Here is a 20,626-nt window from a genome sequence, read left to right as displayed (position 1 = left end):
CAACGAGAAGGTTCGTTGCCGCCAAGGGCGCTTTTGCCTGCCCGGAAGATTTTCGGTTTCCCCATGTCAGGAACGCCCCGCTGGTGGAAATAGATAGGGTGTAAGACTTACCAACGAGATCGAGGGAGGCCCATGCAACCGGATGCAAGGTTGCTGGAGGGCGAACACGGACCCCCAAGCGCACCCGAAGAGCGGTTCAGCGACTTCTACCGGCAGCATTATTGGCTGGTGCTTGCCTATGCCCAACGCCGGATCAACAACCACGAGACGGCCCGGGACCTGGCCAGCGAGACCTTCCGGGTGGCATGGTCCAAGTTCGAGCAGGCCGAGCACCTGGGCCTGGCCTACCTGTACCAAACCTGCAAGAACCTCATCGGCAACGAGTACCGGCGCCAGCTACGTGTCGCCGCCCTCGAGGTCAAGCTGCAGCACTGTCCCGAACGCCATGCCGGGGACGAACACTCCCTCCAGCTGCGCGAGGCCATGCTGGGCATGCGGGATGCCGAACGCGAGATCCTGTACCTGACCTATTGGGAAGAGCTCAGCGCCCAACAACTGGCCAACGTCCTGGGCTGTTCCCAGGAAGCGGCCTGGGCACGGGTCAGCCGCGCACGCAAGTCCCTCAAGAACATCCTACGAAGCGGGGTTCACCATGCCTAAGCAACTTTTCGAGGACGACAGCACGCTCGACGCAGGGATCCGGAATGCCAACCCGTTCCCCGTCGAACAGGTCCAGGAGCTGGATCAGCGCGCCCTGGACGACCTGGCCTCCATCCTTGCCGCGACACCCGCCACGATGGCTTCAACCGACTCTGCTGTGGAGCCCGCCGCAGGGGAGCCTGGGGAGCCGGCGCCCAGCAACGTCGTGGCGCTGGACGCCACCCGCAGGACCACGCGCCGGTGGATACTGGGAGCCCTGGCCGCCGTCGCCGCCGGCGTGCTCGTGGCAGTGCCGCTGGGATCCGCTTTGGATGGCACCACAAAGGCCACCGCATCACCCATGCCCGTGGAAAAGATGACTCCAAGCGCCGTGGGAACCAAGGAAGCTCTGGGGAACCTGATCCAGGCAGCGGAATCCCATCCGGACCCGGCCGACTTTGATCCGGGCCGGATCGACATCGGGCACTGGGAGGGAGGGGCCTTCGGCGACGGTGGGGACTTCGATGATCGCTTGTCGATCCCGACGTTCAACGAACATCGAGTGAACCCGGATGGCAGCAGCTCCATCCGGCAAACCGTTGGAGAGCCTTTTTCGTTGACCGGCGAGTCCGTCAAGTACAACCGCAAGAATCTGATGGACAAGCCAGGCACCGTGATCAACCACGAGTTCGCTCCCGGCGAGCGCAGGAACATGTTCGACACCACGCTGGGTCGCACCGCCGAGGACTTCTATTCGAGCATCTACGATCAATTGCGGCCTGACAGTGCAGCCGTTAACGACGGTCCCCAGGGATTCTTGCAGATCATGGGCTTTGTCATGATGGACAGAAGGCTCGATCAGGCGGAATCCGCTTCGCTGTTGGGAGCGCTGGCCAAACTCGAAGGGCTGAATGTCATCGGGACCACCACCGATCGATGGGACCGGGAAGCCGTCGCCTTCGGTGTGGAAACACCCAACGAGGGAGGGACCTACCGGACCATGCTCATGTTCAATCCTCAGACCGGGCGGCTGACGAACTACATGGAAGAGTTCGTGGCCGACGACGACCCGGAAACGCGGGGGCACTTCGAGACCAGCATGGTCACCCGCTACATCGCCATCTCCGAATAGGCGGAAAACGGTTCTGGTCGGGGACGGAATTAGGATGGTACCCATGCCCTCCGATTCCGTTCCCGAACTTTCCTCCATGGAAGTTGCCCGCCTGTTGCTTGCCGCGCTGCAGACCCACGGGGTCCGCGACGTGGTGATCTGCCCCGGATCACGCAGCGCCCCGCTGGCCTACGCCCTGGCCGAGGCGGAAGCCGCAGGAACCATCCGGCTGCATGTGCGCATCGACGAACGCGTTGCCGGGTTCACCGCGCTGGGGCTGGCCCTGGCCGGCGGCGGGCCGGTTCCGGTGCTGACCACCTCGGGCACCGCGGTGGGGGAGTTGCTGCCGGCAGTCATGGAGGCCAACCATGTCGGAGCCACGCTGGTGGTCCTCTCGGCCGACCGTCCCTCCGAGCTCCACGGGACCGGCGCCAACCAGACCACCAACCAGATCGACTTGTTCGGTGCGCATGTGCGCGGAAGCGTCACCATTCCCGCCGGTACACGCCCCGATGCCCTGGTGGCCGAGGCCCTGGCCCTCGCGCGGGGCACCGCCGCGGTGGCACCGGGCCCGGTGCAGATCAATGTGGCCTTCCGGGACCCGCTGGTTCCGGCACCCGGGGACAGATTGCCGGAATTCGGCGCCAACGTCACCTATCCGCCCGTCGCGCTCGCCTCCGACAACGACCCGGGATGGCGGAACCACAAAACGGTGACCGAACGCCGAACCGTGGTGGTCGCCGGCCACGGTGCCGGCCCCGAGGCCGAGGGCTTCGCCCGGGCGCTGGGCCTGCCGCTGTTTGCCGAGCCGAGTTCCAATGCGCGATTCGGACCCAACGCCATTGGCCCGTACCGGACGCTGCTGAGCAGTCACATGGCACGGATCGAGCGCGTGGTCCTGTTCGGCCGTCCCACCCTGACCCGGCCCGTGGGCATGCTGCTGGCCAACCCGGACATCGTTTCGGCGCTGTGGGCCCCGGCCCCAGCCCCGTGGTTTGAACCGGGACGCCGGCGCGAGCAGGCCATCGGAGATCCCGCCGCATTGGCACGGTTCGCCGGGGTCGGTCCCGCCGGCTGGCTGGGGCAGTGGCAGGAACTGGGGCGGCAAGCCGAAGAGGCCATCGAGCAAGTCCTTGCGGCGGACGGCGTCCTGGACGGACCGGCGGTCGCACGCGAAACCTGGGCACTGTCCCGCGGGAACCTGGTCCTGGGATCCTCCAACGTCATCCGCGACGCCGACCTCTGCGGCCGCCCTGCACCCCATCCCTCCGCAACGGTCTACGCGAACCGGGGACTGGCCGGGATCGACGGAACGCTGGCCACCGCCACGGGCATCGCCCAGGCCCGCGGCGGGCGCAAGACCACGCTGCTGGTCGGGGACGTGACATTCCTGCATGACGTGGGAGCGCTGCTGATCGGCGAGGGTGAAGTCGCTCCAGAGATGGATGTCGTGGTCCTCAACGATTCGGGCGGCGCCATTTTCTCCACCCTGGAACACGGTGCGGTGGCCGAATCCGGGCGCTACGCCAACGCCGTCGAGCGTCTCTTTGCCACACCGCACCGGGTCAAAATCCAGCCGCTGGCCCAGGCCTACGGCTGGGAATACCTGGCCGTGGACACCGTGGACGAGTTGCGGGACGTGCTGCAGCGCCCCGGGACCCGTCGCATCATCGAGGTGGCCGTGACGAGGTCCGGTCTGCGTGCCCTGCATGCGGGCATCGCGGCACGGACCGGAGAACTGGCCTGGCCACCAATCCGCTAGACCGGAGCCGCCGGAAACGTACGGGCCCCCTTGCTGGGGCAAGCTTGGCCCATCGTCTAACCGGGCGGGTCCCGTTCGCGAAAGCTCGGCTGAAGGGGCAGCTACGGCCGCAGGCGCGCCGCTTGCGGTGCGGTTAAGGACCGAGGGGCGGTTTGGCATCCGGGTGGATGCCAAACCGCCCCTCGGGGTTTCCGGTGTGCGGGACCTACTCTGCGATCTCCACGTGGGTGGGATCGAGCACGCGCTTGAGGAAGTCCTGGGTGCGCGGCTGCTGCGGGTTGCCGATGACCTCCTTGGCGGGCCCCTGCTCGACGACGACGCCGCCGTCCATGAAGATCACCCGGTCTGCGACCTCCTTGGCGAAGGACATCTCGTGGGTCACCACCAGCATGGTCATGCCCCCCTTGGCCAGCGAGCGCATGATCGCCAGCACCTCGCCAACGGTCTCCGGGTCCAACGCCGAGGTCGGCTCGTCAAAGAGCATCAAGGTCGGATCCATCGACAGCGCACGGGCGATGGCCACCCGCTGCTGCTGGCCGCCGGAGAGCTGGTCGGGGTAGCGGTCGCCGAAGTCCCCGAGCCCCACGCGGGTCAGGTTCTTCCGGGCCGTTTCCTGGGCCTGGGCGGCAGGGCGCTTGAGCACCTTGGTCTGCGCGATCGTGCAGTTCTGCAGCACCGTCAGGTGCGGGAACAGGTTGAACTGCTGGAATACCATGCCAACTTTCTGGCGCATCTTGTCCAGGTTCACGTCGAGGTCGGTGGCGTCGAATCCGCCGACGTGGATGACGCCGGCATTCGGCTTCTCCAAGAGGTTGACGCAGCGCAGCAAGGTCGATTTCCCCGAACCCGAGGGTCCGATGAGGCATACGACTTCTCCGGGCTTGACCTCCAGGTCAATGCCCTTGAGGACTTCGTTGTCGCCGTAGGACTTGTGCAGGCCGCGGATGTCCACGCCTGATGCCTTGAAAGTGGTTGGGGTGTTGTTGTCAGACATGAGGTACTTCCCTAACGCTTCGTCCGTGCAGAACGGGATTCAAACTTTCGAGCGATCAGGCTCAAAGGAATGGTGATGACGAGGTAGAACGCACCGGCCACAATCAAGGGGGTGATGCCGGCGCCCAGGGAGGTGATCCCGTCTCGGCCGATCTTCGTCATTTCGTACTGTGCCATGCTCGCCCCCAAGATGAAGGCCAGGGACGAGTCCTTGGTCAGCAAGATGATTTCGTTGGTCATCGGCGGCAGGACGATCTTGAAGGCCTGGGGGATCACGATGGTGACCATGGCGCGCCACGCGGGCATGCCCAGCGACCTGGCGGCTTCAATCTGCCCCTTGGGGACGGCTTGCAGGCCCGCGCGCAGGGTTTCGGCGATGTAGGCGGCTGAAACCAAGCCAAGGGAAACCATGACCACTACCGGTTGCGGCCAGCTCGTGCCGGGGAAGGCGGTGGGCACACCGTAGCCAAAGGCGATCAAGACCAGGATTGCGGGAACCCCGCGGAAGAACTCGATGAATCCGGTCGCGAACCAGCGGTACGGAGCGAAGCTGGCCATCTTCATGAGCGCCAGGAGCAGACCCAGGGCCAATCCGAAGGCAAAGGAGATGACCGTGTAGTACAGGGTGTTCTTCAGGCCGACCGTGATCAGCTCGGGGAAGATGGGGCCCAGCTTGTCGAACGCGAAGAAGTTGTCGCCGAGGATCTTCCAGTCGACTTGGAGCACCACCGCCACGATGACGCCGACGAAGATGACGATCTGAATGATTTTGCTTAATCGGGCGCGTTGACGAGTGGTCATGGCCATGGGATTGAAGCCTTCCGTGAAAGATGGCGAGGCCCCGGTTCCGATCGGGAGCCAGGGCCTCGCCTGAGTGCCTGCATCAAATGGGACTGAAGTTAGTTTGTTGCGCCGAACCAGGTCTCGGTGAACTTGGCCAGTGAACCGTCATCGGTCAGGCGCTTGAGCGTGGTGTTGACCTGGTCGAGCATTGCGCCCGCACCCTTGGGGACTGCAACACCCAGCTGTTCGCCGGTCTTGAAATCGGCAACGCGCTTGAGCGTGGGGTCGTCCTTGATGGCGTAGCCCAGCACCGACTGGTTTCCCAGTGTTGCAACGGTGGTTCCCGCCTTGAGCGAAGCGAGCTGGAGACCCGAGTCCTCGTAGCCGATGGCGTCAAGGCCGTTTTCCGTGGCGAATTTCGCACCGGTGGTGGCCTGCTGTACGCCGACCTTCTTGCCCTTGGCGGACTCGAGGTCGGTGACGCCCGAGCCTTCCTTGGCGACGAGGGTCAGGTCGTCATCCATGTACGGGGTGGAGAAGTCCATGTTTCCCTTGCGCGCATCGGTGATGGACACCGAGGAAATCGCGATATCGCACTGCGTCTTGAACAGCCCGGACTCGATTGCATCGAAGCCGGAATCGATCACGGTGAGTTCGACCTTCATGTCCTTGGCGATTTCGGCGGCGATGTCCATGTCGAAGCCGACGTTCTTGCCGCCCTTGACGAATTCGAACGGCTCGTACGGGATGTCGGAGCAAACGGTGAGCTTGCCGGCATTGATGAGCTTGAGCGCGTTGGCGTCCGTCGACGATGCAGCAGGGGTTTCGCTGCTGCCGCAGGCAGTCAGGGCCAGGGCCCCCACGGCCGCTACTGCCAATGACTTGAGCACGGTTGATGTAATCCGCATGGAGTGTGATCCTTCTCTAGGTGATCGCTCGCAGGTTTTGCGTTGAAGTTCATTCTAACCGGCAGCGCAGCCCTTGTGAGATGTGCCTCACAGGCTACATTGTTTTTCTCATGGTAAACAAGCTTCGTTGTTCAATCGTTGTACGACGTGGGCTTGCCCAAAAACCTAGATGCCCAGTGCCTCGCGCATGGGGCGCATCTTGGCCCAGGACTCGGCAAGCTCGGCCGCCGGATCGGAAGCGGCAACCACGCCGCACCCGGCGTAGAGCCTAACCGAGGTGGGCGATTCGATGACTCCACCACGCAGGGCAATGCCGAACTCGCCGTTTCCGCGGGTGTCGATCCATCCCACGGGTCCTGCGTACGGCCCGCGGTCCATGCCCTCGAGCTCGCGCAGGATCCGGCCGGCCTCCTTGGTGGGAGTCCCGCACACGGCGGCCGTCGGGTGGAAGACCTCGGCCAAATCAAGCACGCTCGGCACCGAACCATCGGCCCTGGCCGCGAGGGACGCCTTGACGTCAGAGGCCAGGTGCCAGACGTTGGGCAGCTGCAGGACAAAGGGCTCGTCAGGGGCGTCCATGCCCGAGGAAAGCGGGCCGAGCTGCTCGGTGAGCGAGTCGATGGCCAACTGGTGCTCGTGGCGCTGCTTCTCGTCCTCGATCAGCATGCGGTGGGCGTAGCGGGAATCCCCGCTCGGGGCAGTGGCTCGGTCAAGGGTCCCGGCCAGGACCCTGGCCTCGGCAATGTCCCCGCGCACGCGCACCAACATTTCGGGGGTGGCTCCGATGAGCCCGTCCACCGAGTAGGTCCAGCAGTCGTCGTAGCGCAGCACCAGCTGGCGCAGGACCTGGGCCACGGCGATCGGGGAAGCGAGCTCGGCCACCGCGTCGCGGGCGAGCACCAGCTTGGTCGCGGCACCGGATTCGATGACCGCAACCCCCTTGCGCACCGAGTCCTTGTATTCCTGCTCCGAGATTTGCCCGGCCACGAGCCGGTCGAGGCCCTCGCCCAGCTCGTGCTCGGGGGAGTAGTCCTCCAGCAAGGCAGCCAGTTCCGCCTCGGCCGCCTCTGCGCTCAGTTCCGTTTCGGGGTCCGACACCGTGTAGGTGATCCAGCTGCAGGTCTCGTTGCGGCCCACCACGATCCGCGGCACGATCAAGCGGGAGGAGTAGGTGCTGGAAAACGAGAAGGCAAACGCCCCGAAGGCGATCAGGCCGGTGCCCGGTAAATCCAGCGGGTCACTTACCTGCGCCGCATCGGAAACCGCATCCCACCACGCGTGTGCCAGGGCAAAGCGCTCAGGGCCGGTGGATTCGAACCTCGCGACCTGGCCGAAACCGATGGTTCCCTCGCCATGTCGGGACCACACCAGGGAATCGTCGCGGGTGATGTAGTCGAGCAGGCCGTGTTCGCTCATGGCCGGCCGCTGGACGGTGAGCGAACGCAGGAGCGGGACGGTGCCCGGGACCGGGGTCCCCAAGGCGGCGGAAAGTTGCGAAGTCATGATCTGCCTAGCTTACCGCCGCGGAACGGGCCCCATGGGGCGGTAGTGGCCCCGCTCACCCGGGCGCCGGAGCAGCAAGGGTTTTCCCGATGCCCGTGAACTTTGCAACAATGAAACGGTGAGCCGTGCATCGCTGGAAAAGCGCCCCGAAGAAGTCCAAGCCATGTTTGATGATGTCGCCCCGCGTTACGACGTGATGAACGATGTCCTCTCCCTGGGCCAGACCCGGCGATGGCGAAAGGTCGTTGTCGACGCGGTGGGTGCCAAGCGCGGCCAGCGGGTCCTTGACCTGGCTGCCGGCACCGGCACCTCCTCCGAACCGTACGCGGATGCCGGAATCGGCGTCGTGGCGTGCGACTTCTCCCAGGGCATGCTCAAGGTCGGCAAGCGCCGCCGCCCCGACATCGACTTCGTCGCCGGGGACGCCACCAACCTGCCCTTCGTCGACAACAGCTTCGATGCCTCCACCATCAGCTTCGGGCTGCGCAACGTCAACGAGCCCAAGAAGGCGCTGGCGGAAATGCTGCGCGTGACCAAGCCCGGCGGAACACTGGTCGTAGCCGAGTTCTCGCACCCGACCTTCGCCCCGTTCCGCACCGTGTACTCCGAGTACCTGATGCGGGCGTTGCCGCCGGTGGCCACCAAGCTTTCCTCCAATCCCGCCGCATACGTCTACCTGGCCGAATCCATCCGCGCCTGGCCCACCCAGGATGGGCTGGCCGCGTGGATCGAGGAAGCCGGCTGGGAAAATTGCCGTTACCGAAACCTCTCCGGAGGGATCGTGGCGGTGCACCGGGCCACCAAACCGAAGGCCTGAGAATGGCCAATCGCGCCCTCCCGGGGTCCTCGACCTGCCGCGATCCCGGCACAAAGGGAGCCCGCGCGGTGAATGGCGATAGAGTGAACCTTGTACTTGAGCAGCTGGTGCCAACCGACCAGCACCCAGAATCGGCCACACGCCGCCCCTGGAGCCGACCGTCGAGAGATAGTAAGTCTTAGAACAGTGACCGATTCCCAGACAAACTGGACAGCTGCCGGACACGGCGTGCACGACTCCTTCGATTTGAACCCGGAAACCAGCGTGCTGGCCGCCGCGGTCAACCTTCCCGGCGGTTTTGGGCTCATCGCCCAGGACCCCGAGTTCGGTCCCGCCATCGCCACCGGGCTGGCCAGGGTCGAGAAGCTGCTGCGCGATGCGATCGCCAATTCCGACCCGCTGATCGATGCCACCAGCCGCCACCTGGTCGAGGCCGGGGGCAAGCGCATCCGGCCCCTGCTGGTGATCCTCACCTCCCTGCTGGGCGAGGGCGTGACCGAGGACGTCATCAAGGCCGCGGCCATCGTGGAATTGACCCACCTGGCCACGCTTTACCACGACGATGTCATGGACTCGGCGCCGCTGCGCCGCGGGGCCCCCACCGCCCACGAGGTCTGGGGCAACTCGGTTGCAATCCTCACCGGCGACCTGATCTTCGCCCGCGCCTCGGTGATCGGCGCGGAGCTGGGCCCGGAGGCCGTGTCCATGCAGGCACGCACCTTCGAGCGCCTGTGCCTGGGCCAGCTGCACGAATCCGTCGGCCCGCGCGAGGACGACGACCCGATCGAGCACCACCTGAACGTGATCTCCGACAAGACCGCATCGCTGCTGGCCACCTCCGGTGCCTTCGGCGCGCTCTTTGGCGGAGTGGCGCAGTACGTGGAGGTGCTGCGTTCCTACGGCGAGAAGGTCGGGGTGGCCTTCCAGGTCGCCGACGACGTCATCGACGTCACCGGCGCGCAGGTCCGTTCGGGCAAGACCCCCGGCACCGACCTGCGCGAGGGCGTCCCGACGCTGCCGATCCTGCTGATGCGCGATGCGGCCGCGGCCGGAGACACCGCTGCAGCGAAGGTGCTGGAGCTGGTGGACGGGGACCTGACCGAGGATGACGCGCTGGCCAGAGCCGTTGCCGCGGTGGCCTCAAACCCGGCGACCAACCAGGCCTGGGACGTGGCCCGGCACTGGGCCGATGCCGCCATCGAGGCCCTGGCGCCGCTGCCGGAGGGAACCGTCAAGGAATCCCTGGCCGCCTTTGCCGACGCTGTGGTCACCCGCGAGCTCTAAGCCGGGTCGGACACCAGGAACTAAAAACCGAATCCGTCGGGGGAGTCTCCCCAAAGATTTGCTTCGTCAAGGGCCGCCCGCAACTGGGCGGCCTTTTGCGCGCGTTCTTCAACCGATACGCGGTGGCGCAGGTGCCCGTAGAGGTTGTCGCCGGGGAAGCGCGGGAAGACATGCTGGTGGTAGTGCCAGACGTGCTGGTTCCCGGCCGGCTCGTTGTGCTGGCGGGTGCTGGTCCCTTCCGGGTTCCAGGCATGCTTCATGGCCAGGGCGACGCGCCTGGTCTCGAACATGATGTTCGCGGCGACCTCGTCGGGCAGGTCGTAGAGCGCCTCATGGTGCTGGACCGGGATAACCATCGCATGCCCGCCGTAGGGGCCGAATCCGTCGCAGGCCATGATCACGGCGACGGATTCGGTGCGGTAGATCAGGTCGGTGGGTACGCAGAGGTTTCCCTCCGAAAGCGGGCCGCCGGCCAGCAGCTCGCAAAACGGGCAGGCATAGCCCTGCGGAGCATGCGATTTCCACAATCCGCCCATGGGCCGCGCGTTAGTTGTTGAGCTCGGGGGAGAGCTCGTCGAACACCCAGCTGAACATGTCCAGGACGTACTCGCTGAAGGTGCCTTCCTCGGACTTCCAGATGCCGCGGGCATTCTGGCGGCGGTACACGATCGGGTCCGGGACCTCGAGCTGGTCCACGCGGATGCCCCATACGTACTTTTCCTCTTCGTCCTCCAGGAACAAGAGGTAGCCGTCTTCGATCTCGAGCTCGTCCGGGTCGAAGAAGTAGTGGTAGGCCTCCATGAGGTCCTCGCAGCCGCCCAGGGCCAGGTAGAACTCGCGCAGGACCAGCGGGATGGGGGAGCCGACCTCGGACAGGGCATCTTCGATTTCGGACTCGGTCAGTCCATCTTCAACTTGCCACTCGTCCTCGAGGTAAAGCGGAACCAGCGAACGGAACTTCTCAAGGAACATTTCAGCCATGCCAACCATCTTAGTCGGCCGGCGCCCTAGTTCAGGTCCATCGCGGTCAACGCCAGCCACAATTGCACCCGGTCCGCGGTGGTCGTGGGGTCGTAGCCGGAGAGCTCGCTGATTTGCTGCAGCCGGTAGCGCACGGTGTTCCGGTGCAACCCGAGGGCTTCGGCCACCGCCCCGACGCTGCCGTCGAGTTCCAGGTAGCTGCGCAATGTGCCCAACAACTCGGCCGAGTGTTTCTTGTCAAAGACCTGCAGCGGCTCCAGGGCCTCTTGCGCCAGGGCCTGCAGCGGCACGTCTCGGGCAGCCAGCAGCAGCGAGGTCAGCGACAGCTTGGAGGGGGTGTTGATTCGTTCGCCGTGGCGCAGCGCCTCGATGGCCTCGAAGAAGCTCCAACGCAGTCCGTTGGGTTGGGTGTAGCCGCCGCCGAACCCGACACGGGCCCCGATGCCTGCACCCTGGAGGTAGCGGTCGATCCCGTCGGCCACCTCGGTGCCGTCGTTGCGTGCCACCACCAGCGCCAGCCGGTCCTCGACAATGGCCGAGACGATGTGCTCGAATTGCGGCGGGATGGGCAGGGTGCGCAGGGCATTTTCCTGCCCCGGGGACGCCGCGACCAGCACCACCGAGTGCGGCTGGCTGGGGACGACCCCGATTCCCTGGAGCCTCGCGTTGGCCTCCGAGCCCTTGAGGGTTCCGGCCATGAGGTCCGAGAACACCTGCCCGGCGACCAGGCGGTTGGATTCCCGCAGCCTGGCCTGGTTGGCCAGTTCCAGGCCGATCAGGCCCTGGGCGTAGTGCACCAGGCCGTCGTGTTCGTAGGGCTCGGACAGGTACAGGGTGCATTTGTCCCGGAGCCCGGTGGCGATGGGCACCTCGTGCCAGGTGTCGTCGCCCAATTCGGGTCCGTGGATCCGGGCGGCATATTGGGTCAGGGCCACGGCGGTGCCCAGCATCCGGGACAGCTCGCTGAGCATCGCGCGCAGGCCGCCGGTCAGCAGGGTGGAGGCGAGCTTCTGGTGGCCCTGGAGAAGCTGCTCGAGGCGCTTGAGGTGGTCGTCGTTCAACGCATCGGCGATGAGCTTGGTGATGGCCATGAACGGGGTTTCGTAGGGGACTTCGAAGACCGGCAGTCCCAGCTCGGTGGCCTTGCGGACCACCGCGGCCGGGACGCTGCGGTGGCTCAGCCCTGTCCCGTAACCCAGCGCCAGGGCGCCAGCACCGTGGACCGTGGCGACGAAGGCCTCCTGGTTGGCAATCGTGTTTTGCCGCAGGCCCGTGGTGAGCACGATTTCCCCTCCGCTGAGAAAGGGGGAGGGGTCTCGCAGCTCGGTGACGGCCGCCCACTCAATGGGTTTGTGTCCCACCCCGGCGACGTTGGTGTGGGCCTTGAGTCCAAGGGTTTGGGACTCAAGAAGTTTCAACAGAGTGATGGCCATGCACTAATACTAAGAGAAATTTTGTGCACTCGTACTATGGCGATGGCCGAAAGCGGCCGGTAAAGGGATTCACTTCACAAAGGGCCGCACTCTTTGGGTAACGTTGAAACATGACCACTCCATCTTCAGTCCAGGGCGGAAACCCCGTCCAGGAGCGCCGGGAAACCTTCTCGTCGCGAAAACTCTTTATCCTCTCCGCCATCGGCTCCGCCGTCGGCCTGGGTAACATCTGGCGCTTCCCGTACATCGCCTACGACAACGGCGGCGGCGCCTTCCTCATCCCTTACCTGGCGGCGCTTCTGAGTGCCGGCATCCCGTTGCTCTTCCTTGACTACGCCATCGGACACAAGTTCCGTGGCTCGGCGCCCTTGGCATACCGGCGCCTGCACCGTGGCGCCGAGGTCTTGGGCTGGTGGCAGGTGCTGGTGTGCTTCATCATCGCCATCTACTACGCGGTCATCATCGCCTGGGCGGCCATGTACACCTGGTTCTCGGTCACCAAGGCCTGGGGTGATGACGCGGCCGGCTTCCTGATGGGGGAATTCCTGCAAGTCGCCGACGTCCCGGGGGTTAAGCTCGAATACGTGCCGGGTATTTTCTGGCCGCTGCTGGTCGTCTGGCTGGTGATCATCGTGATCATGGTTGCCGGAGTCCGCAGGGGCATCTCGCGAGCCAACGGCATCTTCCTGCCGCTGCTCGTGGTCATGTTCGTCCTTCTGGTGGTTCAGTCGCTGTTCCTGCCCGGCGCGATTGACGGCCTGAACGCATTCTTCACCCCCAATTGGGAAGCCCTGGGCGACCCGGGCGTGTGGGCCGCCGCCTACGGCCACATCTTCTTCTCGCTTTCGGTGGCCTTCGGCATCATGGTCACCTACTCCTCGTACCTCAAGCGCAAGACCGACCTCACGGGCTCCGGCATGGTCGTCGCGTTCGCCAACTCCGGGTTCGAGATCCTCGCCGGCATCGGTGTTTTCGCGGCGCTGGGCTTCATGGCCCAGGCCGCCGGCAGCGCCATCGACGAGGTCGCCACGGCAGGTGTCGGGTTGGCGTTCATCGCCTTCCCCACGATCGTCTCGGAGGCCCCGTTCGGTGCGCTGATGGGCGTGCTCTTCTTCGGGTCGCTGGTTTTCGCCGGCATGACCTCGCTGATCTCGATCCTCGAGGTCATCGTGGCGGCCGTGCAGGACAAGACGGGCTGGGGCCGTGTCGCCTCGGCGGTGTCCGTGTGCGTCCCGGTTGCGTTGATCTCGATAGTGCTCTTCCCGACGGTGACAGGCCTGTACCTGCTGGACACCTTCGACGCCTTCGTCAACAGCTTCGGCATCCTCGCCGGTGCCCTGGTGGCCGTTGTGCTGATCTCCTGGGTGTTCCGCAAGCTCCCGCTGCTCTCGAAGCACCTGAACCGCACCTCCACGGTCAAGATGCGCCGGACCTGGATGGTGTTGGTCGGCGTCGTTGCACCGCTGGCATTGGCCTACATGCTGTACAACGAGTTCGTCACCAAGATCACCGAGCCGTACGAGGGCTACCCGGTGGAGTTCCTGGCCATTTACGGGTGGGGCATGGCCGGAGCCCTAGTCGTTGTGGCGGTCATCCTGACGCTCGTGCCCTGGAGCCGCAAATCCAAGGTCGACGACCCCGAATACGCGGCGATCGCCGCCGACGAAGATGAGGAAAAAGTATCATGACACCCATCGCCATCACCATGTTGGTTATCGCGCTGCTGACCATTTGGGGAGGGCTTGCGCTCTCGCTGGTCAACCTCTCCCGGCACCCCGAGGACGAGGGCCAGCTGCCCGAAGACATCGCGCCGGAACTCTAACTGCGGACAAACGCACCACACGCGGGCCCGTGCCCCGGGAACAGACCCCGGGGCACGGGCCCGCGCTCGTATCGGGGCCGGTGCTGCTCTGTGCAACTGCACTGCGCCGCGGGAACGGAACTGTGCCAATTTCACTGGCGGGCGCCGAACGCCACAACATAGGCTTCGAGGTAGATAACACCACCACATCACCGGGTTTCCCCGCGCGCCTTCGTCGCCATTGCCGCCGCACGGCGCAACCAGGGGGAACCCGGCCCGGGAAAGGACTGAACGTTCATGGCCATCACCTACCGCATTGAACAAAAACGACAGATCAACGGCGCATTCCCCGGACCGAAGTCGGTGGAGCTGGCGGCACGCCGCACCAACGCCGTCGCCGCCGGCGTGGCCTCCGCCCTGCCGGTGTACGTCGCGGATGCCGACGGCGGCATCATCGTCGATGTCGACGGCAACTCGATCATCGACCTGGGCTCGGGCATCGCCGTGACGTCCGTGGGTGCCTCAAACGAGAAGGTCGCCGCAGCGGTCGCGGCCCAGGCCGCCCGCTTCACCCACACCTGCTTCATGGTCACCCCGTACGAGGGATACGTCGAGCTGGCCGAGAAGCTGGCCGAAATCACCCCGGGCACCCACGCCAAGAAGGCCGTCTTCTTCAACTCCGGTTCCGAGGCCGTGGAGAACGCCATCAAGGTTGCCCGCGTGGCCACCGGCCGCCAGGCGGTTGTCGCCTTCGACCACGCCTACCACGGCCGCACCAACCTCACCATGGGCCTGACCGCCAAGGCGGCCCCGTACAAGCGCGGCTTCGGCCCGCTGGCACCGGAAATCTATCGCATGCCGATGAGCTACCCGTACCGCGAGGAAAACCCGAACATCTCGGGCAAGGAAGCCGCCGAGCGCGCCATCCTGGCCATGGAGAAGCAGATCGGCGGCGACCAGATCGCAGCCATCATCATCGAGCCGATCCAGGGCGAGGGCGGTTTCATCGTCCCGGCCGAGGGCTTCCTGGGCCGCATTGCCGAGTGGGCCAAGGAGCAGGGCATCGTCTTCGTCGCCGACGAGGTGCAGGCCGGCTTCTGCCGCGCCGGTGCCTGGTTCGCCTCCGACATCGAGGGGATCGTCCCGGACATCATCACCGTGGCCAAGGGCATCGCCGGCGGCATGCCGCTGTCGGGCATCGTGGGACGCGCCGAACTGCTCGACTCGGTCCACCCCGGGGGCCTGGGCGGCACCTACGGCGGCAACCCGGTTGCCGTCGCCGCAGCACTGGAAACCATCAAGTACATGGAAGAGCACGACCTTGCGGCGCGCGCCCGCGAGATCGAAGAGCAGTTCTTCACCCGCATGCGCAAGATCGCTTCCGAGGTTTCGGTCATCGGCGACATCCGCGGCCGCGGCGCCATGGTGGCCATCGAGCTGGTCAAGGCCGGCGGCACCGAGCCGGATGCGGAGATCACCAAGAAGATCGCCGCCGACTGCCTCGCCGCCGGAGTACTGATCCTCACCTGCGGCACCTACGGCAACGTCATCCGCCTGCTGCCGCCGCTGGTCATCGGCGACGAGCTGCTGGCCGAGGCCTTCGAGGTCCTCGAAGGCGCGATCCGCGCCAACGCCTAGCCCCTGGGCTGGCGCCGCACCACGAAAGGGACCGATCCGGTCGTCCAGGGCTTTGGACAACCGGATCGGTCCCTTTTCGTGGTCCCGTACCCGGGCGCCCCCGGATCCGCCACGGCGGCCACGCCGAAATCCCGGGTGCGGATGCCTGCTAGGAGACCTTGGTCGGGGTGAGCCTGCGTGGCTGTCGGGCCATGTCGATGCACAGCATGGCCACGGCGACCCAGACCAGGGCAAAACCAACCAGCCGCTCCACCGGCATGGGTTCCTTGAACACCACCAGTGCCACGATGAACTGCAGGATCGGGGCCAGGAACTGCAAGGTCCCCAGCGTCGTCAGCGGCAGGCGTCGTGCCGCGGCCCCGAAGAGCAGCAACGGGACGGCGGTGATGATTCCGCTGGCGGCCAGCAGCCAGAAGTGCGCCGGCCCGGCGGAAAGAACGGTGTCGTTGTCCGAGGCGACCAACCAGACAAGGAACCCCAGGGCGGGGAGGGCGAGGATCGCCGTTTCCATGCTCAGGGACGTCAGCGCCGTGGCGGTGCGGCCCACGCGGTTCTTCACAAAGCCGTAGAAGCCGAAGGAAAATGCCAGGATCAGCGCGATGTAGGGGACGTTGCCGTAGGCAAAGGTGAGCGTGATGACCGCTGCCAGCCCGAACCCGATGGCCACCCACTGCAGCTTGCGCAGTTTTTCCTTCAGGAAGATCACGCCCAGGGCAATGGAGACCAGCGGGTTGATGAAGTATCCCAGCGCCGCCTCCGCCGCGTGCCCGTTGAGCACCGCATAGGTGTAGGTCAGCCAGTTCACCGCGATGAGCACCGAGGCCACCGACAGGCGGACCATTGCCCGGCGATCACGGCCCAGCGTGAGGAACCGGCCCCAGTTCCTGGTCACGCTCAACAGGATCGCGCAGAAAACCAGCGACCACACGATGCGGCTGGCAACGATCTCCCAGGGGGAGGCGAGGGCGATGGTCAGGAAGTACAGCGGCAGCAGTCCCCACAGGCCGTACGCACCCAAGCCCTGGATCAGGCCCGTCGTGCGTTCGGCGGCTGGCCCGCCAGCGCCTGCCGTGGCGGTGGTCGTTGCTGTGGACGGCGTTTGGGTCATGATCGACTCAACAGGGCGTGCATCGTTTCCATTCCGGGCGCGCGATCCCGTGAGGGATTCGCGCAGGTCTTGGGGCGGTCGGGCGCCGGTTCGCGATGCTCACGGGTAGCATGGGTGTTTGGCGTCGTGTTGGGGCACGATTTGCCCCTTACTAGGTGAGCCTATCGCGGGCCCGCGCCCGCCGGAGGCCCGGCGGCAGTGTCGGAACGTGCTGATTGCCCACGGCAAGCCGGGGCTGACCGCCCAGGGCGTGAGCATCCCCACAATGGTTCACGTTCGGCGACCGGTGCCAATTAGACTAGTTGGGTGTGCGCTATTTGCGCGGTCCAGTGATCATTCTCCGGAAGGAACCCCCCTCGTGTCCGATTCAGCAGTACGCCCGCTCCGTGTCGCCATAATCGGGGCAGGTCCGGCGGGAGTCTATGCTGCCGACATCCTCACCAAGGCGGAGCGCGAGTTCGAGGTCAGCATCGACCTGCTCGACGCCTACCCGGCCCCCTACGGATTGATCCGCTACGGCGTCGCCCCGGACCACCCGCGCATCAAGGGCATCGTCAATGCCCTGCACAAGGTGCTGGACCGCGGCGACATCCGCTTCCTGGGCAACGTGACCTACGGCCGGGACCTGACGCTGCGCGACATCCGCGACATGTACGACGCGGTCATTTTCGCCACCGGCGCCATCAAGGACGCCCGCATGGACATCCCGGGCATCGACCTTGAGGGATCCTTCGGCGCGGCCGACTTCGTCTCCTGGTACGACGGCCAGCCCGACGTGCCGCGCACCTGGCCGCTTCAGGCCAAGCAGATCGCGGTGCTGGGCAACGGCAACGTGGCCCTGGACGTGGCCCGCGTGCTCTCCAAGCACGCCGAGGACCTCCTTGTCACCGAAATCCCCGACAACGTCTTCGAGGGCCTGAAGGCCTCGCCCGTCACTGACGTGCACATCTTCGGCCGCCGAGGCCCGGCCCAGGTGAAGTTCACCCCGCTGGAACTGCGCGAGCTGTCCCACAGCCGCGATGTGGACATCGTGCTCTACCCCGAGGACTTCGAGTTCGACGAGGCCTCCGACGCCCTGATCAAGTCCAACAACCAGGTCAAGACGATGGTCAACACGCTGACCAACTGGATCGTCGAGGAGCAGGACACCGGCGCCTCGCGCCGCCTGCACCTGCACTTCCTGCACAACCCCGTCGAGGTCATGGGCGAGGACGGCAAGGTTGCGGGCATCAAGTTCGAGCGCCAGGAACTCGACGGCACCGGCAACGTGCGCGGCACCGGCGAGTTCATCGACTACCCGGTCCAGGCCGTCTACCGCGCCATCGGCTACCTCGGCTCGGAACTGGCGGAGCTCGAATTCGACGAACGCCGCGGGGTCATTCCCAACGAGGGTGGGCGTGTGCTTGATGCCGAGGGTGCCCACGTTCCGGGTCTCTACGCCACGGGTTGGATCAAGCGCGGCCCGGTCGGCCTGATCGGCCACACCAAGGGCGATGCCCTCGAGACCATTGGAAACCTGCTCGAGGACCGCCTTTCGCTGCCGGTGGCAAGCCACCCGGGCGAGGACGAGATCATCAAGCTGCTGGAATCCCGCGGCGTTGAGTACACGACCTGGGACGGCTGGAAAAAGCTGGACGCACACGAGATTTCCCTGGGTGCAGCGGCCTCCCCGGCACAGACCTCAAACGGTCCGGTTGACCGTGCCCGCGTGAAGGTTGTGGAGCGCGAGGAAATGGTCAAGATTTCCCGCGGTTAGACTGTATAGCGCAAGGGCCTGTGTTTTCCGAAGTAGCGGAGAACATGGGCCCTTGTTTTTTGCTTAATTCCACGGGGTTCCCGGGAGCCGTTGAAGCGTCCTGATGTCCATTGGCACCGGCTCGACGTCCAGGTGCAGGCCCTGTGCGGGGACGCCGTGGGCTTCCGGCGCCCGCTCGAGCTCCAAGCCCGGCGCATTGAAACGGCGGTAAGAGGTCGGATCCGTTTCAACGAGCGGGGCCTGCGGTTTCCGCGATACGTGGCCTCTGCCTCCGGTACCGAATCCTTGAAGGCCTTGCCCGTGTCCGCAGCCATCATGGACGTGGTTCGCTCCTCGTGGTCGATGCGCAATTGCCGGGACCGGGCCAACACCTGGGGAACCTCGCGGGTTGTTGGGCTTCGCGACGTTCGTGGACCCGGCGTTCAAGGTGCTGCCGGCGTGAGGGTCCGCTGCCGGGGTCCGAGCGACTCGGATGCCGTCCGGGCCAAAAGCCCTCCAGGTCCGCGCGGCACCTGGAAGCGGTTCGGCCCGGCCTCCCCACCGTGGGGAGGCCGGGCCGAACCGGTATTACTTGGTGGATGCCAGGGGCGGGTTAGGCCTTGCCGGCCATTTCAGCTGCACCGTCGGTGGAGCCTGCGACGCCGGCTGCATAGCCGTCACGCAGGATCTGGCCGAGGTTTGCATCAACGTTGGTCCAGTACTGGAAGAAGCCTTCGCGGATGGACTCGATGGTGATGCCGCCGCACTGGCCCAGCAGGGTTGCGTGGAAGCGTTCCTTGGCGGCTGCGTCGTAGACCTCGCGGTACAGGGTTCCGGCCTGGCCGAAGTCGTCGTCCTCGGAACGCAGGGTCGCGGCGGAGCGCACGAGCTCGCCGTCGTTTTCCCAGCTGCCTTCGCCGGCGCGAGCTGCGTCGGCTTCGGGTCCGCCGAAGGAGTTCGGGGTGTAGACGCGGGCCTCCGGGGCGTTGAAGGTGTACTGCATGGCACCTTCGTGCATGTAGGTGCGCACGGTCGAGGCGTGCGGCTGGTTGACCGGCAACTGGTTGTAGTTGGTGCCGATGCGGTTGCGCTGGGCATCCGGGTAGGAGAACACGCGGGCCATCAGCATCTTGTCGGGGCTGATGTCGATGCCCGGAACCAGGTTCGAGGGCGAGAACGCTGCCTGCTCGATCTCGGCGAAGAAGTTCTGCGGGTTGCGGTTCAGCGTGAAGTGGCCGACCGGGATCAACGGGTAATCCTTGTGCGACCAGGTCTTGGTGATGTCGAACGGGTTGAAGCGGTAGGTCTTGCCCTCTTCGTACGGCATGATCTGCACCGAGACATCCCAGGTCGGGAAGTTTCCGGCGGCGATGTTGTCGAACAGGTCGCGGCGGTAGTAGTCGGCGTCCGAGCCGGCAAGCTTCTCGGCTTCCTCGTTGGACATGTTGTGCACGCCCTGGCGGGAGTGGAAGTGGTACTGCACCCAGAAGCGCTCGCCCTCGGCGTTGATCCACTGGTAGGTGTGCGAGCCGTAGCCGTTCATTTCGCGCCAGGAGGTCGGCAGGCCGCGGTCGCCCATCAGGTAGGTCACCTGGTGTGCGGACTCGGGGGAGTGCGTCCAGAAGTCCCACTGCATGTCTGCATCGCGCAGGCCGGAGGCGCCCAGGCGCTTCTGCGAGTGGATGAAGTCCGGGAACTTGATGCCGTCGCGGATGAAGAACACCGGGGTGTTGTTTCCGACGATGTCGTAGTTGCCCTCGGTGGTGTAGAAGCGAAGTGCGAAGCCACGCACGTCGCGCCAGGTGTCGGGGGAGCCCTGCTCGCCGGCCACGGAGGAGAAGCGCAGCAGCGTCTCGGACTTGGCGCCCGGCTGGAAGACCGCTGCACGGGTGTACTTCGAAACGTCTTCGGTGATAACCAATTCACCGAAGGCTCCGCCGCCCTTGGCGTGCGGGTTGCGCTCCGGGACACGCTCGCGGTTGAACGAGGCGAGCTTTTCGACCAGGTAGCGGTCGTGAAGCGCGGTGATGCCGTCGGGACCGGCGGTCAGCGAGTGTGCGTCGCTGGCGACCGGGGCACCGGACTGGGTGGTGGTGAAGTTCTCGCTCAAGAGATTCTCCTTCATTGTGG

At 65.5% G+C, this 20,626-nt stretch carries 18 protein-coding genes; 9 read left to right on the top strand and 9 right to left on the bottom strand.

The genetic code is table 11. From position 1 onward, the window contains the following. Positions 1-132: 132 nt before the first annotated feature. The 3 genes from FPY90_RS08170 to menD are packed head-to-tail and all read left to right on the top strand — an operon-like array spanning position 133 to position 3,512. Positions 133-660 (top strand): RNA polymerase sigma factor, encoded by a 528-nt coding sequence (locus tag FPY90_RS08170; protein WP_498684934.1) that lies wholly within the window; start codon positions 133-135, stop codon positions 658-660. Further along, on the top strand, positions 653-1,771 hold the full coding sequence (locus tag FPY90_RS08165) for a hypothetical protein (RefSeq protein ID WP_498684933.1): 1,119 nt from the start codon (positions 653-655) through the stop codon (positions 1,769-1,771). The genes FPY90_RS08170 and FPY90_RS08165 overlap by 8 nt, the downstream gene beginning before the upstream one ends. A 43-nt stretch (positions 1,772-1,814) precedes the next feature. Further along, on the top strand, positions 1,815-3,512 hold the full coding sequence (menD, locus tag FPY90_RS08160; RefSeq protein WP_498684931.1) for a 2-succinyl-5-enolpyruvyl-6-hydroxy-3-cyclohexene-1-carboxylic-acid synthase: 1,698 nt from the start codon (positions 1,815-1,817) through the stop codon (positions 3,510-3,512). Positions 3,513-3,717: 205 nt separating this feature from the next. Here the strand turns inward: menD and FPY90_RS08155 are convergent, their stop codons facing one another. From FPY90_RS08155 to FPY90_RS08140, 4 genes are all read right to left on the bottom strand, one after another. Further along, positions 3,718-4,506 carry an amino acid ABC transporter ATP-binding protein gene (locus FPY90_RS08155; RefSeq protein ID WP_071212861.1) on the bottom strand — a complete coding sequence of 263 codons (789 nt, stop codon included), beginning with the start codon at positions 4,504-4,506 and terminating at the stop codon, positions 3,718-3,720. Positions 4,507-4,517: 11 nt separating this feature from the next. Further along, positions 4,518-5,312: an amino acid ABC transporter permease gene (locus tag FPY90_RS08150; RefSeq protein ID WP_071212862.1), complete on the bottom strand. Its 795-nt coding sequence runs from the start codon at positions 5,310-5,312 to the stop codon at positions 4,518-4,520. A gap of 92 nt (positions 5,313-5,404) precedes the next feature. Beyond that, positions 5,405-6,196, bottom strand: coding sequence for an ABC transporter substrate-binding protein (locus FPY90_RS08145; RefSeq protein ID WP_071212863.1), 792 nt, complete (start codon positions 6,194-6,196; stop codon positions 5,405-5,407). Positions 6,197-6,361: 165 nt separating this feature from the next. Beyond that, positions 6,362-7,699, bottom strand: coding sequence for an isochorismate synthase (locus tag FPY90_RS08140; protein WP_498684929.1), 1,338 nt, complete (start codon positions 7,697-7,699; stop codon positions 6,362-6,364). Positions 7,700-7,817: 118 nt separating this feature from the next. Here FPY90_RS08140 and FPY90_RS08135 point away from each other — a divergent pair, with 118 nt between their 5' ends. Further along, the gene (locus FPY90_RS08135) at positions 7,818-8,516 is read left to right on the top strand and encodes a demethylmenaquinone methyltransferase (protein ID WP_498684927.1); all 699 of its coding nucleotides are present in this window, start codon (positions 7,818-7,820) and stop codon (positions 8,514-8,516) included. A 186-nt stretch (positions 8,517-8,702) separates the two neighbouring features. Further along, a complete protein-coding gene (locus FPY90_RS08130; RefSeq protein WP_071212866.1) occupies positions 8,703-9,800 on the top strand; it encodes a polyprenyl synthetase family protein in 1,098 nt (365 codons plus the stop codon). A 20-nt stretch (positions 9,801-9,820) separates the two neighbouring features. Here the strand turns inward: FPY90_RS08130 and FPY90_RS08125 are convergent, their stop codons facing one another. Genes FPY90_RS08125 through FPY90_RS08115 form a run of 3 tightly spaced genes read right to left on the bottom strand, consistent with a single transcriptional unit; the run spans position 9,821 to position 12,214 of the window. Beyond that, the gene (locus FPY90_RS08125; protein ID WP_498684925.1) at positions 9,821-10,336 is read right to left on the bottom strand and encodes an HIT family protein; all 516 of its coding nucleotides are present in this window, start codon (positions 10,334-10,336) and stop codon (positions 9,821-9,823) included. A gap of 10 nt (positions 10,337-10,346) precedes the next feature. Then, complete coding sequence (locus FPY90_RS08120; protein WP_071213228.1) at positions 10,347-10,781, bottom strand: SMI1/KNR4 family protein; 435 nt, start codon at positions 10,779-10,781, stop codon at positions 10,347-10,349. Between the two features lie 26 nt (positions 10,782-10,807). After that, complete coding sequence (locus FPY90_RS08115; RefSeq protein ID WP_071212868.1) at positions 10,808-12,214, bottom strand: PucR family transcriptional regulator; 1,407 nt, start codon at positions 12,212-12,214, stop codon at positions 10,808-10,810. Positions 12,215-12,324: 110 nt separating this feature from the next. Between FPY90_RS08115 and FPY90_RS08110 the strand changes: the two genes are divergently transcribed. The 3 genes from FPY90_RS08110 (at position 12,325) to gabT (ending at position 15,653) form a co-directional block, all read left to right on the top strand. Further along, positions 12,325-13,902 (top strand): sodium-dependent transporter, encoded by a 1,578-nt coding sequence (locus tag FPY90_RS08110; RefSeq protein WP_071212869.1) that lies wholly within the window; start codon positions 12,325-12,327, stop codon positions 13,900-13,902. Then, on the top strand, positions 13,899-14,036 hold the full coding sequence (locus tag FPY90_RS08105) for a methionine/alanine import family NSS transporter small subunit (RefSeq protein ID WP_083410922.1): 138 nt from the start codon (positions 13,899-13,901) through the stop codon (positions 14,034-14,036). The genes FPY90_RS08110 and FPY90_RS08105 overlap by 4 nt, the downstream gene beginning before the upstream one ends. A 276-nt stretch (positions 14,037-14,312) precedes the next feature. Next, complete coding sequence (gene gabT, locus FPY90_RS08100) at positions 14,313-15,653, top strand: 4-aminobutyrate--2-oxoglutarate transaminase (protein ID WP_071212870.1); 1,341 nt, start codon at positions 14,313-14,315, stop codon at positions 15,651-15,653. Between the two features lie 148 nt (positions 15,654-15,801). Here gabT and rarD read toward each other — a convergent pair whose 3' ends face one another. Continuing rightward, positions 15,802-16,761: an EamA family transporter RarD gene (gene rarD, locus FPY90_RS08095; protein WP_071212871.1), complete on the bottom strand. Its 960-nt coding sequence runs from the start codon at positions 16,759-16,761 to the stop codon at positions 15,802-15,804. Positions 16,762-17,119: 358 nt separating this feature from the next. Here rarD and FPY90_RS08090 point away from each other — a divergent pair, with 358 nt between their 5' ends. Next, entirely contained in the window at positions 17,120-18,517 is a 1,398-nt protein-coding gene (locus FPY90_RS08090; protein WP_498684920.1) for an FAD-dependent oxidoreductase, read from the top strand. Between the two features lie 592 nt (positions 18,518-19,109). On the opposite strand, the gene FPY90_RS08085 is transcribed toward FPY90_RS08090, so the two are convergent. Continuing rightward, entirely contained in the window at positions 19,110-20,621 is a 1,512-nt protein-coding gene (locus tag FPY90_RS08085) for a catalase (RefSeq protein WP_498684918.1), read from the bottom strand. Positions 20,622-20,626: the final 5 nt, after the last annotated feature.

Origin of the sequence: Arthrobacter sp. C2, assembly GCA_024207135.1 — a bacterium.
Lineage (GTDB): Bacteria > Actinomycetota > Actinomycetes > Actinomycetales > Micrococcaceae > Paeniglutamicibacter.
Note: the sequence above shows the minus strand (reverse complement) of the source record. Positions and strands in the feature narration are given on the sequence as shown.

Excerpts from the sequence above, each read along its gene's own strand:
- menD (WP_498684931.1), top strand. The coding sequence starts at position 1,815 with ATGCCCTCCGATTCCGTTCCCGAACTTTCCTCCATGGAAGTTGCCCGC.
- FPY90_RS08150 (WP_071212862.1), bottom strand. The coding sequence starts at position 5,312 with ATGGCCATGACCACTCGTCAACGCGCCCGATTAAGCAAAATCATTCAG.
- rarD (WP_071212871.1), bottom strand. The coding sequence starts at position 16,761 with ATGACCCAAACGCCGTCCACAGCAACGACCACCGCCACGGCAGGCGCT.
- FPY90_RS08145 (WP_071212863.1), bottom strand. The coding sequence starts at position 6,196 with ATGCGGATTACATCAACCGTGCTCAAGTCATTGGCAGTAGCGGCCGTG.
- FPY90_RS08110 (WP_071212869.1), top strand. The coding sequence starts at position 12,325 with ATGACCACTCCATCTTCAGTCCAGGGCGGAAACCCCGTCCAGGAGCGC.
- FPY90_RS08125 (WP_498684925.1), bottom strand. The coding sequence starts at position 10,336 with ATGGGCGGATTGTGGAAATCGCATGCTCCGCAGGGCTATGCCTGCCCG.
- FPY90_RS08085 (WP_498684918.1), bottom strand. The coding sequence starts at position 20,621 with ATGAAGGAGAATCTCTTGAGCGAGAACTTCACCACCACCCAGTCCGGT.
- FPY90_RS08115 (WP_071212868.1), bottom strand. The coding sequence starts at position 12,214 with ATGGCCATCACTCTGTTGAAACTTCTTGAGTCCCAAACCCTTGGACTC.
- FPY90_RS08140 (WP_498684929.1), bottom strand. The coding sequence starts at position 7,699 with ATGACTTCGCAACTTTCCGCCGCCTTGGGGACCCCGGTCCCGGGCACC.
- FPY90_RS08105 (WP_083410922.1), top strand. The coding sequence starts at position 13,899 with ATGACACCCATCGCCATCACCATGTTGGTTATCGCGCTGCTGACCATT.
- FPY90_RS08165 (WP_498684933.1), top strand. The coding sequence starts at position 653 with ATGCCTAAGCAACTTTTCGAGGACGACAGCACGCTCGACGCAGGGATC.
- gabT (WP_071212870.1), top strand. The coding sequence starts at position 14,313 with ATGGCCATCACCTACCGCATTGAACAAAAACGACAGATCAACGGCGCA.
- FPY90_RS08120 (WP_071213228.1), bottom strand. The coding sequence starts at position 10,781 with ATGGCTGAAATGTTCCTTGAGAAGTTCCGTTCGCTGGTTCCGCTTTAC.
- FPY90_RS08170 (WP_498684934.1), top strand. The coding sequence starts at position 133 with ATGCAACCGGATGCAAGGTTGCTGGAGGGCGAACACGGACCCCCAAGC.
- FPY90_RS08155 (WP_071212861.1), bottom strand. The coding sequence starts at position 4,506 with ATGTCTGACAACAACACCCCAACCACTTTCAAGGCATCAGGCGTGGAC.